The following is a 15,710-nucleotide window of genomic DNA, read 5'->3' on the forward strand; positions in this document are numbered from 1 at the left end:
TATTTTCATATTGACACGATTAATGTTGCAGTGTACTATTAACATATGTCACTAGGAAATCGATGTATTTTCTGAAAGGAGATGGAATAATGAATTTAGAATTTAATGATAAAATGCCTATATATCTACAAATCATGGACCTTATAAAAATGGATATTGTTACAGGAAAGCTAAAATCAAAGGATAAGCTGCCCTCAGTACGAGAAATGGCAATGAATTTAAATGTGAATCCAAATACGCTTCAAAGATCCTATCAAGAGCTCGAAAGACTTGGAATTGTTTATACACAAAGAGGAACTGGAACATTTGTGGAGGAGAATGAAAATATGGTGGATAATTTAAAAAATGAAATGGCAAAGGAAGTTATAGATTCTTTTATACTTAGAATGAAAAGCTTAGGATTTACTACTAATGAAATAATTAAATCTGTTTCAAAGGAAACTATGGAGGTAATGCAAGATGAATAATATATTAAAATCAAAAAAAATATGCAAGTCGTATTTAACTAAAAAAGCCTTGCGCGGTGTAGACCTAGATATAATGCCAGGGAAAATTGTAGGACTTCTTGGTCCTAATGGTAGTGGTAAAACTACATTCTTAAAAATAGCAGCAGGAATACTTCATCCATCGAAAGGAGAAATACGCATAAATGGTCAAAAGCCTGGTGTTTATACAAAGTCTATAGTTTCATATTTGCCTGACAATGAGTATCTTCTAAAGTGGATGAAGGTAAAGGATACAGTGAAATATTTTAAGGACTTTTATTCTGATTTTGATGAAAAAAAAGCAAAGGAAATGCTCGTATTTATGAACCTTGATGAAAATAGCGCTGTGAAAAGCCTGTCAAAAGGAATGAAAGAAAAGTTAAAGCTTACATTGGTACTTTCGAGAGCTGCAAAGCTTTATATACTTGACGAACCGCTTGGGGGAGTAGATCCTACTACTAGAGAAAAGATATTAAATGCTATAGTTAATAACTTTAGTGAAAATAGTTCTATGATAATTACTACACACCTTGTAAATGATATAGAACGGATTTTTGATGATGTAGCATTTATATCTGATGGAGAGATAGTGCTTCAAGGTAATGCAGAAGAATTACGAACTAGTAAGAAAAAGTCAATCGATGAATTGTATAGGGAGGTATTTCAATAATGTTTAAGCTTATAAAATATGAATTAAGATCAACTTTTTTAACCATAATTGGAGTTTGTATATCTGTTATAATTGCTAACCTATTTCTTATGACAAAGAAAGATACCTGGGACGGTAATACAGTAATGGGATTATCTATATGCTTAATTATTGGCGCCATAATAGTAATATTTATATCTTCGTTAAAGATTATGAGTAAATACTTACACGGAGACTCAGGCTACCTATTATTTACACTTCCACAATCTGGAGTATCGATAATGGCATCCAGGCTGATAACCGCTTTAATACAAATATCCATTGTTGCTTTTGTATCCATTTTAATGTTCTATTTGACAATACCTGAAGAAATGGATTTAAACTTTTTAAAAGATATTAAGAGTGGTCTAATATTATTTTCTATAATTCAATATATATGGCGCATTGTTTATTCCCTAACAGTTATATACTTCTGTATGCTTATTGGCAAAGTAGCCTTAAAAGGCAAAAAACTAGGTAAAATAGGCTCTTTTATAAATTTTATAATACTAACAGTTGCAATAGGCTGGCTGTCAACTAAAATTACAACGCAATTCCCTCAAACAATTAACTTGAGCAATTTTTCAATAAATACGACTAATAATATATTGAATTCTGATTTCACGGTTTCAAGTGGAGCATTTAATATTAATATTGCGAGTGCCATATTTCAGGTAATTACTTTTGTAGGATTATTCATAACCTCTACCTATCTAATAGATAAAAAATTGGATCTATCATAGGGAAAATAATTAAAACCACCTGGATAAATATGAAATTTATCCAGGTGGTTTTAAAATACTTTTCTAAATTCTTTTTTTTCTTCTAAATATTTTATTTATATTTGAGAATAACCCTAAAAGAACTCCAATTAGCATAGATTGAATCGCATATGTAAAAGTGCTAGATATATGAAAAAGCATTGCTAAGGTTGCAACTATAAATGTGCTAAGCACCAAGGTTATTAATATGAAAAGATATAGTCCTAAAAAGTTATTTATCTTAAACTTTGTTTGTATTTTACTGCTAATTAATAGCTTTTTATCAAAGTATATAAATAGACCTGCTGGAACTAAGAGTAGTATTGCTATTAGTATATTCGTATCCATGATTCATCATCTCCTCTGATAATTGTACTTTCAGTTGTATACATATTGTTTTCCTATGATTTAAATACATGGTAAAATTATAACACATTTTTAGTGCTACTTTATTAGGTTATCTTACAAAATTGTAAGATAACCTTTTTTATTTGTAAGTGTAGAGATATGGAGTATGAGCGGTTACCACGGTATAATATGGTTATGGCGGTATAATATGTATACCGTGATGAGGAAAAGAGAAAAGGAGAGATATAAATGGAAATTTTAAAGGTTGAAAATTTAAATAAAACTTATGGTAAAGGCGAAAACAAGGTGGATGCACTTAAAAATATAAATTTATCAGTTGATAAGGGTGAGTTTGTAGCAATTGTGGGAGCATCAGGTTCTGGAAAAAGTACACTTCTTCATTTGCTCGGAGGACTAGATAGACCAACATCTGGCAATGTAGTTATTGATGGAGAAAGCATTTATGATTACAAGGAAGAAAAACTTGCAGTGTTTAGAAGAAGAAAAATAGGTTTTGTATTTCAGTTTTATAACTTACTACCTATTTTAGATGTAGAGGAAAATATAGCACTTCCAGCCTTACTTGATAATGATAAGGTGGATAAAATCTATTTAGAAGAGCTTATTAAAGTATTAGGACTTAGCGAGCGGAAAAATCATCTTCCATCAGAATTATCAGGGGGTCAACAGCAAAGGATATCAATTGGTAGAGCTGTATTTAATAAGCCGTCAATAATACTTGCAGATGAACCAACAGGAAATCTTGATACTAAGAATTCAAAAGATGTTATGGAATTATTAAAATTTACGACTAAAAAATATAACCAAACATTAATACTTATTACCCATGACGTTAATATAGCAAACATGGCAGATAGAGTTATCACCATTTACGATGGTGAAATAACTTCGAACAAAAACTTAAAAGTAAACTAGGAGGGAAAGAGATGATAACTAGTTATAAACAGCTCACAGGGAAATATTTAAAGAAAAATAAAAAAAGAACCACACTTACGATTATTGGAATAATGTTAGCAGTTGCACTTATAGCAACAATAGGACTTTTCCTTAAAGGAATTCAGGATACGAAGATACAGGATGCTAAAAATATGTATGGTTCTTCTCATTTAATTTTTACAAAAACCAATGAAAAGTTAATATCTAAAATAATTAATAATCCTAAAGTATCTAGAAGTGGATTGTATAATGAAAGCGAAAAAACAAAGCTAGGGGATAAATTGGCTGGTAAAATTATAACAGCAACAGACAAGGCTTTAGAACTTTTGCCATATAAAGCAAAGATAGGGAGATTGCCGGAAAAAGAAAATGAAGTAGCGATGGAAAAGTGGATATTACCATCTATTGATAAAAACGCTAAAGTAGGGAATAAAATTAAAGTTAGTAATAAGGAGTATACTCTTGTAGGAATACTTAAGGATAGTGTAATAAATCAAATAAATGGTAATGGAGTAATTTTATCTAAAAATAATAATATTGATAAACAAAATGCACAGTTACTTGTAGAAATAAGCTCAAAAACAAACTTAAAAACTGCCGTAGGCGAATTAAAGAAGTTAGGTGAGAAAGATACCGTTGAGGAAAACAGTTATTTGCTAAAAATGCAGGGAGCAGGAGATTCTGGTTCAGGTCTTAAAGGATTATATGTATCCTTAGCAATAACAATTGGAATAGTTTTAATAGCCACTGTAGCCGTAATATATAATTCATTTCAAATAAGTGTTGTGGAAAGGATTAAACAGTTTGGACTTTTAAGAGCAGTGGGAACTACTCCAATTCAAATTAGAAAAATTGTCCTAAGAGAGGCAACAATCCTCGCGGCAATAGCTATTCCATTAGGATTACTATGCAGCATTATAATTATATATGGAATAAATATTGCATTTAAATTAATTGGAGCAGATTCAGTTATACTTATGAAAATTTCTATATCACCTATGGTTTTATGCATAAGCGCAGCAGTAGGTCTTATAGCAATATACCTATCATCACTAGTGCCAGCATTCTTCGCAGGAAGAATTTCACCACTGAATGCTATAAGTGGTAGAACATCTATAACAAAGGAGAAAATAAAAAGAAGAAAGAATAGAGTTATTCAAAAAATATTTGGGTTTGAGGGAGCATTAGCAGCTAAAAATATTAAGCGAAATAGAAAAAGATATAGATTAACTATTTTTTCTATAGTAATAAGTGTGGTGTTATTTGTTGCTTTTAAATCTTTGATGGATATGTCACTCAAGATATCATCAAATCTTAATGAATCAAAAAACAGTCACTTCACAGTTTTTCAAAATACTGTTGGAGGTAACCCCGAAAACACAACTATAGATAATATTAAAGCATTAAAGTCTGTAGATAAGGTATATAAAGAATATAATCAATATTCTTTTGACATGGCAGTAAACAAAAATAGTGAAGTTAAAGAAATTCAGGACATGAAAAATATATATAAAAAAACAACTTTAGGTGGAGTGGAGAAAACCCTTATAGCGAGTTCTATCGCTATATATGACAAGGAGTCTCTAGAAGTTTCTAAAAAATATTTAAAGTCAGGAAATATTAATATAGAAAAACTAAATAGTGAAAATGGAGTAATCTTAATTAATAAAAATAGAATACATGACGAAGCTACAAAGAAAGATTATTTCGGACCAATAGCAAATATAAAAGTAGGAGATGAAATAGCTCTTCAATATGATGCTTCTGAGGAAGGGGAAGCCGCTAAGGCAAAGACTGTATTTGGTAAAGGCAAAGTTAATAAAGTAAAGGTTATGGCAATTCTTGAGAGTGAGCCTTTTGATTATTGGGGAACCTCTAATGGATTGAAAATAATCACAACAGAAGAAATGGGAAAGAAATTAACCGAGGGCAAGGACATTAAACCTGTAAACTTAAATATAGTTCTTAAAGATGTAAAAAATGAAGAAGCAGGAAAAATAGGAATAAAAAATGCCATAAAATCAAACCCCGCTTTAATGGTAATAAATAATATAGATAATAATAGAACTGAAAAATCCGGAATGTTAATGATCCAAATATTATTGTATGGATTTATACTAGTAGTGTCCTTAATAGGTAGTGTTAATATTGTAAATACATTAACAACAAATATTATTCTTAGAAAAAGAGAGTTTGCTACATTAAAGTCCATAGGGCTAACTCAGAAGGGTATAAAGAAAATGATTGTACTAGAAGGTCTTCTCTATGGAATTATTGGTACTATATATGGATCAATAATAGGCTGCGGCATATCATTTCTACTGTTCAAATCAATGAGTGCCTTTAGAGAGATGAGATGGATTATGCCATGGGAGGCAATAGCTATTGCGGGAATCGCCTCTATAGCAATAAGCTATATTTCAGTATTATCACCACTTTCAAGAATTAAAAAAGAGAATTTAATTGAAGCAGTTAGAGAAGATTATTAATCAAAATACGACTAATATTATATTGAATTCTGTTTTCACGGTTTCAGGTGGAGCATTTAATATTAATGGCTGTCGGCATTGGAGTTTTTATTTTAACTGTGGGGAATATCGTAGCAATGGTACTCGCTACATTTAATTGGTCAAAATATATGCATATTTGGCCTTTGTTAAAAGAGATATAGCATAATAGTATAAATAAAATATAAAACACCAGGTTGAATATGAAATTTATTCAGGTGTTTTTGTTTTTTGAGTTATTGGTTTTATTAGACTATCTTACGGTACTGTAAGATAACTTTTTTATTTGTAAGTTGAGTGACATGGAGTGAAAGTGGTGAGTGAAGTATAATATGGTTATAGTGATGAGAAAAGAAAAAAGGAGAGATATAAATGGAAATTTTAAAGGTTGAAAATTTAAATAAAACTTATGGAAAAGGCGAAAACAAGGTGGATGCACTTAAAAATATAAATTTATCAGTTGATAAGGGTGAGTTTGTAGCAATTGTGGGAGCATCAGGTTCTGGAAAAAGTACACTTCTTCATTTGCTCGGAGGACTAGATAGACCAACATCTGGCAATGTAGTTATTGATGGAGAAAGCATTTATGATTACAAGGAAGAAAAACTTGCAGTGTTTAGAAGAAGAAAAATAGGTTTTGTATTTCAGTTTTATAACTTACTACCTATTTTAGATGTAGAGGAAAATATAGCACTTCCAGCCTTACTTGATAATGATAAGGTGGATAAAATCTATTTAGAAGAGCTTATTAAAGTATTAGGACTTAGCGAGCGGAAAAATCATCTTCCATCAGAATTATCAGGGGGTCAACAGCAAAGGATATCAATTGGTAGAGCTGTATTTAATAAGCCGTCAATAATACTTGCAGATGAACCAACAGGAAATCTTGATACTAAGAATTCAAAAGATGTTATGGAATTATTAAAGTTTACTGCTAAAAAATATAATCAAACACTAATACTTATTACCCATGATGTTAATATAGCAAACATGGCAGATAGAGTTATTACCATTTACGATGGTGAAATAACTTCGGACAAAAACTTAAAAGTAAACTAGGGGAGGGAAAGAGATGATAACTAGTTATAAACAGCTCACAGGTAAATATTTAAAGAAAAACAAAAAAAGAACCGCACTTACGATTATTGGAATAATGCTATCAGTTGCACTTATATCAACAATAGGTCTTTTCTTTAAAGGAATGCAAGATGCGAAGATACAGGAGGCTATAAACAGGGGAGGTGCTTATCATTTAGCATTTCAAAAAACGAATGAAAAGTTAATCTCTAAAATAGTTAATAACCCTAAAGTGGCGAGGTCTGGATTGTATATTAAAAGTAAAGAAATAAAGATAGGTGATAAATTAGTTGTTAACGTAATAACAGCAACAGATAAGGCTTTAGAACTTTTTCCTTATAAAACAAAGATAGGGAGATTGCCAGAAAAAGAAAATGAAGTAGCAATGGAAAAGTGGGTTTTGTCACATATTGATAAGGATGTTAAAGTAGGAAATAAAATTAAAGTTGACAAGAAAGAATATACTCTTGTAGGAATACTCGGGGATAATGTACAAAATCAGTTAGATGGTAATGGATCAATTTTATCTAAAAATAATAATATTAACAAGCAAAATGCGGCGTTACTGGTAGAAATAAGCTCAAAAACAAACTTAAAAACTGCCGTGAATGAATTAAAGCAGTTAGGGGAGAAAGATACCGTTACGGAAAACGATAATTTGCTACGAATGCAAGGAGCGGGTGATTCAAATTCTAGAGAATTATTTGAAACCTTAGCAATAATAATTGGAATAGTTTTAATTTCAACAATAGCCGTAATATATAATTCATTTCAAATAAGCGTTGTGGAAAGAATTAAACAGTTTGGACTTTTAAGAGCAGTGGGAACTACTCCAATACAAATTAGAAAGATTGTCCTAAGAGAAGCAACAATCCTCGCAGTAATAGCTATTCCACTAGGTCTCATATGCAGTATTATAGCTATATATGGAATAAGCATTGCATTTAAATTAATTGATGTAGGTTCACTTATGCCTATGAAAATTTCTATATCACCTATGATTTTATGCATAAGTGTAGCTGTAGGTCTTATAGCGATATACCTATCAGCACTCGTGCCAGCATATTTCGCAGGCAGAATTTCACCACTGAATGCTATAAGTGGTAGAACTTCTATAACAAAGGAGAAAATAAAAAGAAGAAAGAATAGAGTTATTCAAAAAATATTTGGGTTTGAAGGAGCATTGGCTGCTAAAAATATAAAGAGAAATAGAAAAAGATATAGGATAACTGTTTTTTCAATAGTAATAAGTGTGGTGTTATTTGTCACTTTTAAATCCTTCATGGATATGTCACTTAATATATCATCCGATCTTAATGAATTAAAAAACATTCATTTCACAGTTATAAGTAATAGGGATGCAACAGAAAACTTCATAAATAGTAAAATAGAAGATGATATTAAAGCACTGAATTCAGTTGATAAGGTATATGGATCGTTCAGTACCTATAATTTCGATATGACAATAAGTAAAAACAGTGAAGTTAAGAAAATTCAAGATATGAAAAATATATACAAAAAATCAACTTTAGATGGAGTGGAGAAAACCCTTATAGAAAGTTCCATTTCAATTTATGATAAGGATTCACTAGAAGTTTCTAAAAAATATCTAAAGTCAGGAAATATTGATATAGAAAAACTAAATAGTGAAAATGGAGTAATCTTAATTAACAAAAATACAGTATATGATGAAAATACAAAGAAAGTGTATGTTGGACCACTAGCAGATGTAAAAGTAGGAGATGAAATAGACCTACAATATGATGCTTCTTTTAATGAGCGTTTTTCTAATAAAGCAACAAAGGTTGAATTTGGCAAGGGCAAAGTTAATAAAGTAAAGGTTATGGCAATTATTAATGAACCTTTTGATTATTGGAGATCTTCAAATGGATTAAAAATAATCACAACAGAAGAAATGGGAAAGAAATTAACAGATATTAAGGAGATTAAACCTAAAAACTTAAAAATAGTTCTTAAAGATGTAAAAAATGAAGATGCAGCGAAAATATCAATAGAAGCTGCCATAAAATCAAATAATTCTTTAACGGTAATAAATAATATAAATGAAAATAGACAAGATAAATCTTCAATATTAATGATCAAAATATTATTGTATGGATTTGTACTAGTGGTTTCATTAATAGGAAGTGTTAATATTATAAATACATTAACAACAAATATTATCCTCAGAAAAAGAGAGTTTGCTACATTAAAATCCATAGGGCTAACTCAAAAGGGTTTAAAGAAAATGATTGTGCTAGAAGGACTTCTCTACGGCATTGTTGGTGCTATATATGGCTGTATAATAGGCTGCGGCATATCCTTTATGTTGTTCAAAGCAATGGGTGGATTTAGAGTGATGCGATGGATGGTGCCATGGGAGGCAATAGCTATTGCGGGAACTTTCTCTATAGTAATAAGTTATATTTCAGTATTATCACCACTTTCAAGAATTAAAAAAGAAAACTTAATAGAGGCAGTTAGAGAAGATTATTAATAATCTTCTCTGTTTTTTATTATATAGTAAATCATGAATTTTTTTTAACATGCCTTAAATTTGTACCGTAATATTATATAAGTACTTGTTTAATTATAGTTTATTTATATGTTAATTGTAACATGAATTCCAATGAAATAAGACAAGTTGGTAAGAAATTCTATATACATTAGCTTTAACTTAAGACATAATTGAGGTATTATTAATGTGTTACTTAACAATATTTAGGATGAGGTGAACGAGATGAATAGATTATTATTAGTTGAAGATGATGAATCACTAGCCCTTGGCATAGAGTTTTCTCTAAAAGATGGTGGCTACGAAGTTTCTAGAGCCGCAACAGTAGAAGGTGGAAAAAAATTATTCCATTTAGAAAAGTTTGATTTGATTTTATTAGATGTTAATTTACCTGATGGAAATGGATATGAATTATGTAAGTACATAAGGAGCAAAAGTGATGTGCTAATAATATTTTTAACAGCCTGTGATGATGAGGTTAATATAGTTCAGGGACTTGAAATAGGTGGGGATGATTATATAACAAAGCCATTTCGCGTAAGAGAACTTTTATCAAGAATAAAGGCACTAATAAGGCGCAACTCTAAAAATATATCTATAAAAAGTACAATGAAAAGTGAAAATATATTAGTTGATAATATAAAATCAGCAGTGTGGAAAAATGGTGAAGTCATAAATCTTACGGCGCAAGAATATAAACTTTTATTAATATTTATGAATAAACCTAATGTTCTAATGAAGAGGGATGAGATATTGTGTGAATTATTAGAAGGGGAAGATCCTTTCTTTGATGAAAATACACTATCTGTTTATATTAAGAGAATAAGAGATAAAATAGAAGATAACCCGAGGGAACCACAATATATAGTCAATAAACGTGGGCTAGGGTACAAGTGGAATAAGGAGATTATTAAGGGGTAGATTAGTATGAGAAGATATTTTGTTAATTCTGAGCTAAAAATAAGTACGGCGGTTCTTTTGTTTTTAATGACTTTATTTTTGATCATTACATCATTATGTTTAAAAGTGCATCATGATAACTTAAAGGCTGATTATATAAAAAGTTTAGGAGTAATTAGCGAAAGAATGATAGAGAAAAATCCGGAAATGGAAAAGGAAATTATACCTCTTATTACAAAAGAAATTTCTAGGAAAGAAGCTATAAAAGGAAGTGCTTTTTTAAGAGAGTATGGGTTAAGCGAGGATTTAGAGAATGAACTTTTCCCATATGTGAGCACAACTATTATAAAGAATAACTACACAGTTATTTTAATTTTTATTCTTATGGGTGCTATAGTACTTATACTTAATTATGTTCAATATAGTTTTTTTTATAAAAGGATAAGAAGAGTAACCTACGCCGCAAAGAGGGTAGTTGAAGGCGATTACGACATAGATATTAATGAAAACAGAGAAGGAGATTTTTCAAAATTAGCAATTTCTTTTAACTCTATGAGGGAAATCATTAGGAGTAATTTAAGCGATCTTAGGCGGGAGAAACAATTTCTAGTGGATTTATTATCAGATATATCCCACCAGCTAAAAACTCCACTTTCATCTGTAATTTTATATAATGATATTATGGGTACAAAGGAGCTACCTCGAGAGCAAAATGAGGCATTTTTATTAAATAATCAAAATCAACTAGAAAAGATGAATTGGCTCATAAAGAATATACTTAAGCTTGCTAAACTGGACGCTAAAGCAATAGAAATTGTAAAAGAAAAACAAAGCTTAAATGAAACATTGCAAGATTCAATAGAGGCTTTAGAAAGTAAGGCAAATGATTGCCAGGTTAAGATTATTTTTAATGAAAAAGAAGAGATAAATTTTGCACATGATAGGTTGTGGCTTCAAGAGGCACTTATTAATATTATTAAGAATGCTATAGAACACACTCAACCTGGCGGAATCATAAACTTGGAGCTTATGGAAAATGCTTTGTATGCAAGAATTATAATAGAAGATACAGGCGAAGGTATAAGTGATACGGATTTGCCTAATATATTTAAAAGGTTTTATAAAGCAAAAAACTCTAAGAAAAGCGAGTCTATTGGAATTGGGCTAGCCCTTTCAAAATCGATAGTTGAAGCACATAATGGAATAATAGAAGTTCGAAGTAAGGTTGACATAGGAACCAGATTTATTATTACATTTATTAAATGGTGAATACAAAGCAACAAAAAGTGGTAATGCCCATCATTATCCAGTGTTTTATGATATAATAATTTTTATTGGTATTTTGAGTCTTGGAGGATTAAAATGAAAAAGCTATATACAGACATATATGATAATATAAAAAAAAATATTGTTAAAGGTATTTATACACCAGGGGAAAAACTTCCCTCAGAGAATGATTTTTGCAAAGAGTATGGGGTAAGTCGTGGTACTGTTAGAAAAGCTTTGGAGATGCTTGCTGAGGAAGGCTTTGTTAATAGTCTTCATGGTAAAGGGGTATTTGTTTTAGAAAATAATTTTATTTCATTTTCTGTTGGTGGTCTAGTTAGTTTTAAGGAAGCTAGTGCAAGCAGTAACCAAAATTTTATTACTACAGTGCCTAAATTCCAGGAAGTTATAATAGATGAAGTAATAAATAAAAAAAGCAATTTAAATGTAGGAAAAGAAGCTTTTCAATTATATAGAGTGCGTAGTTTAGAAGGTGAACGAATAATTTTCGATATTAATTATTTCTTAAAAGATGAAGTGCAAGGATTAACAAAAAAAATTGCAGAGAAATCCATTTATGAATATATTGAAGAAAGCTTAAATTTAAAAATAGGTTTTGCTAATAAAATTATACAAGTTGAAACTGCTAATTCAAGAGATAAATTAAATTTAGATATGAAATCTTATAATTTTGTTGTTGTTGTTAAAAATTATGTATATTTAGCTGATGGAAATCAATTTGAATATACAGAATCTCGTCATCGCCCAGACCGTTTTGTATTTACTGATTTTGCACGTCGCCGATAGGGCGATTTTTTTTGCGATTTAATAATTCAAAACCGTTTACATTTTTTTCGCTTAAATCTATTGACTAACTTGTATATATAAGTTAATATAAGAACAAGAGAAACTTGTATAGACAAGCTGAGATGGAAATATAAAGAACTGGTGTATATAAGTTATAATGAATTCTTTAGGAGAGAAGTGAATTAAAGTTAAGGAATTATAATTGTAGGAGGAATTTATATGAGTAAATATACAGAAGATTCAAAACGATTATTAGAATACATCGGTGGGAAAGAAAATATTGTAGCGGTATCCCATTGTGCAACTCGAATGAGATTTGTATTAAAGGATGATAAAAAAGCAGATGGCAAAAAGATTAAAAGTATTAAATTAGTAAAAGGTACTTTTATGCAGGCTGGACAATTTCAGGTTATTATAGGAAATGAAGTACCTGATTTTTACAATGAATTTGTAAACGTTTCGGGAGTGGACGGGGTTAGTAAAGATAAGGCAAAGATAGAAGCAAAAGGTAATATGAATTTTATTCAAAGAATGCTTGCTAATTTGGCAGAAATATTTACACCTCTTATTCCAGCGCTTATAGTTGGAGGTTTGATATTGGGTTTTCGCAACGTAATAGGGGATATTAAATTTCTTGAAAATGGTACTAAAACAATAACTCAGATGTATCCATTTTGGGCTGGAGTTTATTCTTTCTTGTGGTTAATTGGTGAAGCTATATTTAACTTTTTACCAGTAGGAATAACCTGGGCTATTTCTAAAAAGATGGGAACGACTCAAATACTCGGAATTGTATTAGGTCTTACTCTAGTATCACCTCAACTATTAAATGCTTATGATGTAGCAGGTGCTGCTGCAGATAAGATTCCATTTTGGAATTTTGGAGCTTTTCACATTCAAATGATAGGTTATCAAGCACAAGTTATTCCAGCAATTATGGCAGGATTTCTTTTAGCGATATTCGAAAAAAATGTACGAAAAATTGTTCCAGAGTATATATCGATGATAGTGGTACCTTTTCTAGCGTTGGTGCCAACGGTAATAATAGCTCATACTGTTTTAGGCCCAATAGGTTGGGCAATAGGTTCAGTTATATCAAGTGTAGTATACACTGGGTTAACTTCTGCTTTTGGGTGGTTATTTGCGGCAGTGTTTGGATTCTTTTATGCACCACTCGTAATTACTGGATTACATCATATGTCAAATGCTATTGATCTACAACTTATGGCTGAATTTGGTGGAACAAATTTATGGCCAATGATTGCACTGTCAAATATAGCTCAAGGTTCTGCAGTTATGGCAATAATACGTATAAATAAAAAGGCTAAACCAGAAGAAGAACAAGTATCAATTCCGGCAGCTATTTCCTGTTACCTTGGAGTAACTGAGCCGGCTATATTTGGTATTAACTTAAAATACGTATATCCATTCTTAGCAGCTATGGTAGGTTCAGCAATTGCAGGCGTAATATCAGTTAGTTCAGGAGTCATGGCAAATTCAATTGGCGTTGGGGGAATTCCTGGTATACTATCTATTAAACCTAAATATATGTTGATTTTTTCATTGGCAATGATAGTGGCAATTGTGGTTTCATTTACATTAACGCTTATACTTTCTAAAACAAAATTTGCAGCAAAATTTGCACCAGAGGATTAATCGTGAATAACTAAAAAAATATAAAGTGATGATTTAATATAAATTCGTTTATATGCATTCATTTAAAGGAGTATTAAGAAGTATGAAAGATTTTAAAAAGAGTGTGGTTTATCAAATATATCCTAGATCATTTAAGGATTCAAATGGAGATGGAATTGGTGATTTAAAAGGTGTTACGCAAAAATTAAATTATTTAAAAGTCTTAGGAGTGGACTATATATGGATAACTCCATTTTATAGTTCTCCCCAAATAGACAATGGGTATGATGTAGCAGATTATTGTAGTATTGATAGTAGTTTTGGTACTATGGAAGATTTTGAGGAGATGGTTTTAGAAGCTAAAAAATTAGGAATCGACATTATGTTAGATATGGTATTTAACCATACGTCTACAGAGCATGAATGGTTTAAAAAGGCAATGAATGGTGATGAAAAGTATAAAAATTACTATATATTCAAAGAACCTAAGAATGGAAATGAGCCAACAAATTGGGTTTCAAAGTTTGGTGGTACGGCTTGGGAATATGTAAGAGAATTTGATGAGTATTATTTGCATTTGTTTGATAAAACTCAAGCAGATCTTAATTGGAAAAATGAAGAGTTAAAACAAGAAGTGTTTGATGTGGTTAATTTTTGGATGGAAAAAGGAGTAAATGGGTTTCGATTTGATGTGATTAATTTAATTTCGAAACCAGAAAAATATGAAGATGATTATAAAGGTGATGGTCGCCGTTTTTATACAGATGGTCCTAAAATTCACGAATATTTAAAGCAGCTTAACAAAGAAACATTTGGAAAATACGAAGATATTATTACAGTTGGAGAAATGTCATCCACGACTATAGAAAATTGTATCAAATATTCAAATCCGCATGAAAAAGAACTATCAATGGTATTTAATTTTCACCATCTTAAAGTTGATTATAAAAATGGCGATAAGTGGAGTTTAATGGATTTTGATTTTAAAAAGTTAAAACAGATTCTTGCTGAGTGGCAGGTTGGAATTGAGGAAAGTAATGGATGGAATGCTTTGTTTTGGTGTAATCATGATCAGCCACGTATTGTGTCTCGCTTTGGAGATGATAAAAAATACCATAGTAAATCTGCAAAAATGCTGGCAACAACAGTGCATTTATTAAGAGGAACACCTTATATTTATCAAGGGGAAGAGCTGGGCATGACAAACCCATACTTTGATAAAATTGAATTATATAAAGATGTAGAGTCAATTAATTATTACAATATCTTAAAAGAGAAAGGTATAGATGATAAAGAAATAATTAAAATATTGCAATCAAAATCAAGAGATAACGCGCGTACTCCGGTGCAATGGAATGATAATATGAATGCTGGTTTTACAACAGGCTCGCCACATATATCAATATGTAACAATTACAAAGAAATAAATGCCCAGAAGGCTTTGAAGGATGAAGATTCTATTTTTTATCACTATAAGAAACTTATACAACTTAGAAAAGAATATGATGTAATTGCTTATGGTGATTTCAAGATTATAATAAAGGATGATTCTCAGATATTCGCTTATATGCGTTCATGGAAGGCTGAGAAAATTTTAGTTATAAATAATTTTTATGGGAAAGAAACTACTTTTAATTTACCAGAAGATTTATTGCTTAAAGGGAAATCAACTATTTTGATATCTAACTATAAAGATACAATAAATAACATCAATGAATTAACTTTAAGACCATATGAATCTATTGTTTTTTATATAAAATAGAA

At 30.4% G+C, this 15,710-nt stretch carries 13 protein-coding genes; 12 read left to right on the top strand and 1 reads right to left on the bottom strand.

Annotated elements, in window-relative coordinates; all coding sequences use genetic code 11:
- The first annotated feature begins 89 nt into the window (after positions 1 to 89).
- The 3 genes from KTC92_RS17905 to KTC92_RS17915 are packed head-to-tail and all read left to right on the top strand — an operon-like array spanning position 90 to position 1,916.
- Positions 90 to 467: a GntR family transcriptional regulator gene (locus tag KTC92_RS17905; protein ID WP_216301639.1), complete on the top strand. Its 378-nt coding sequence runs from the start codon at positions 90 to 92 to the stop codon at positions 465 to 467.
- Positions 460 to 1,155: an ABC transporter ATP-binding protein gene (locus KTC92_RS17910; RefSeq protein WP_216301640.1), complete on the top strand. Its 696-nt coding sequence runs from the start codon at positions 460 to 462 to the stop codon at positions 1,153 to 1,155. The genes KTC92_RS17905 and KTC92_RS17910 overlap by 8 nt, the downstream gene beginning before the upstream one ends.
- Positions 1,155 to 1,916: a hypothetical protein gene (locus tag KTC92_RS17915; protein WP_220286692.1), complete on the top strand. Its 762-nt coding sequence runs from the start codon at positions 1,155 to 1,157 to the stop codon at positions 1,914 to 1,916. The genes KTC92_RS17910 and KTC92_RS17915 overlap by 1 nt, the downstream gene beginning before the upstream one ends.
- 63 nt (positions 1,917 to 1,979) lie before the next feature.
- Here KTC92_RS17915 and KTC92_RS17920 read toward each other — a convergent pair whose 3' ends face one another.
- Positions 1,980 to 2,282, bottom strand: coding sequence for a hypothetical protein (locus tag KTC92_RS17920; protein ID WP_220286693.1), 303 nt, complete (start codon positions 2,280 to 2,282; stop codon positions 1,980 to 1,982).
- Between the two features lie 249 nt (positions 2,283 to 2,531).
- On the opposite strand from KTC92_RS17920, the gene KTC92_RS17925 reads away from it, so the two are divergent.
- The 9 genes from KTC92_RS17925 (at position 2,532) to treC (ending at position 15,708) form a co-directional block, all read left to right on the top strand.
- On the top strand, positions 2,532 to 3,218 hold the full coding sequence (locus KTC92_RS17925) for an ABC transporter ATP-binding protein (protein ID WP_258280644.1): 687 nt from the start codon (positions 2,532 to 2,534) through the stop codon (positions 3,216 to 3,218).
- Between the two features lie 11 nt (positions 3,219 to 3,229).
- Positions 3,230 to 5,728, top strand: a complete 2,499-nt coding sequence (locus KTC92_RS17930) for an FtsX-like permease family protein (protein ID WP_220286694.1) — start codon at positions 3,230 to 3,232, stop codon at positions 5,726 to 5,728.
- Between the two features lie 390 nt (positions 5,729 to 6,118).
- Positions 6,119 to 6,805 carry an ABC transporter ATP-binding protein gene (locus KTC92_RS17935; RefSeq protein ID WP_216301645.1) on the top strand — a complete coding sequence of 229 codons (687 nt, stop codon included), beginning with the start codon at positions 6,119 to 6,121 and terminating at the stop codon, positions 6,803 to 6,805.
- 13 nt (positions 6,806 to 6,818) lie between these two features.
- Positions 6,819 to 9,320 carry an ABC transporter permease gene (locus KTC92_RS17940; RefSeq protein ID WP_220286695.1) on the top strand — a complete coding sequence of 834 codons (2,502 nt, stop codon included), beginning with the start codon at positions 6,819 to 6,821 and terminating at the stop codon, positions 9,318 to 9,320.
- Between the two features lie 243 nt (positions 9,321 to 9,563).
- Positions 9,564 to 10,259: a response regulator transcription factor gene (locus tag KTC92_RS17945; protein WP_216301647.1), complete on the top strand. Its 696-nt coding sequence runs from the start codon at positions 9,564 to 9,566 to the stop codon at positions 10,257 to 10,259.
- A gap of 6 nt (positions 10,260 to 10,265) precedes the next feature.
- Positions 10,266 to 11,507, top strand: a complete 1,242-nt coding sequence (locus KTC92_RS17950; protein WP_220286696.1) for a HAMP domain-containing sensor histidine kinase — start codon at positions 10,266 to 10,268, stop codon at positions 11,505 to 11,507.
- 93 nt (positions 11,508 to 11,600) lie between these two features.
- Positions 11,601 to 12,311, top strand: a complete 711-nt coding sequence (treR, locus tag KTC92_RS17955; RefSeq protein WP_216301649.1) for a trehalose operon repressor — start codon at positions 11,601 to 11,603, stop codon at positions 12,309 to 12,311.
- Between the two features lie 219 nt (positions 12,312 to 12,530).
- Positions 12,531 to 13,967 carry a PTS system trehalose-specific EIIBC component gene (treP, locus tag KTC92_RS17960; protein ID WP_220286697.1) on the top strand — a complete coding sequence of 479 codons (1,437 nt, stop codon included), beginning with the start codon at positions 12,531 to 12,533 and terminating at the stop codon, positions 13,965 to 13,967.
- A gap of 82 nt (positions 13,968 to 14,049) precedes the next feature.
- A complete protein-coding gene (gene treC / locus KTC92_RS17965) occupies positions 14,050 to 15,708 on the top strand; it encodes an alpha,alpha-phosphotrehalase (protein ID WP_220286698.1) in 1,659 nt (552 codons plus the stop codon).
- The last annotated feature ends 2 nt before the right edge of the window (positions 15,709 to 15,710 follow it).

It is taken from the genome of Clostridium sp. CM027, assembly GCF_024730565.1.
Classification (GTDB): Bacteria; Bacillota; Clostridia; order Clostridiales; family Clostridiaceae; genus Clostridium_AD; species Clostridium_AD estertheticum_B.

Bases quoted from the DNA above. Each gene is read 5' to 3' on its own strand.
- KTC92_RS17905 (WP_216301639.1), top strand. From the start codon at position 90: ATGAATTTAGAATTTAATGATAAAATGCCTATATATCTACAAATCATG.
- KTC92_RS17910 (WP_216301640.1), top strand. From the start codon at position 460: ATGAATAATATATTAAAATCAAAAAAAATATGCAAGTCGTATTTAACT.
- KTC92_RS17915 (WP_220286692.1), top strand. From the start codon at position 1,155: ATGTTTAAGCTTATAAAATATGAATTAAGATCAACTTTTTTAACCATA.
- KTC92_RS17920 (WP_220286693.1), bottom strand. From the start codon at position 2,282: ATGGATACGAATATACTAATAGCAATACTACTCTTAGTTCCAGCAGGT.
- KTC92_RS17925 (WP_258280644.1), top strand. From the start codon at position 2,532: ATGGAAATTTTAAAGGTTGAAAATTTAAATAAAACTTATGGTAAAGGC.
- KTC92_RS17930 (WP_220286694.1), top strand. From the start codon at position 3,230: ATGATAACTAGTTATAAACAGCTCACAGGGAAATATTTAAAGAAAAAT.
- KTC92_RS17935 (WP_216301645.1), top strand. From the start codon at position 6,119: ATGGAAATTTTAAAGGTTGAAAATTTAAATAAAACTTATGGAAAAGGC.
- KTC92_RS17940 (WP_220286695.1), top strand. From the start codon at position 6,819: ATGATAACTAGTTATAAACAGCTCACAGGTAAATATTTAAAGAAAAAC.
- KTC92_RS17945 (WP_216301647.1), top strand. From the start codon at position 9,564: ATGAATAGATTATTATTAGTTGAAGATGATGAATCACTAGCCCTTGGC.
- KTC92_RS17950 (WP_220286696.1), top strand. From the start codon at position 10,266: ATGAGAAGATATTTTGTTAATTCTGAGCTAAAAATAAGTACGGCGGTT.
- treR (WP_216301649.1), top strand. From the start codon at position 11,601: ATGAAAAAGCTATATACAGACATATATGATAATATAAAAAAAAATATT.
- treP (WP_220286697.1), top strand. From the start codon at position 12,531: ATGAGTAAATATACAGAAGATTCAAAACGATTATTAGAATACATCGGT.
- treC (WP_220286698.1), top strand. From the start codon at position 14,050: ATGAAAGATTTTAAAAAGAGTGTGGTTTATCAAATATATCCTAGATCA.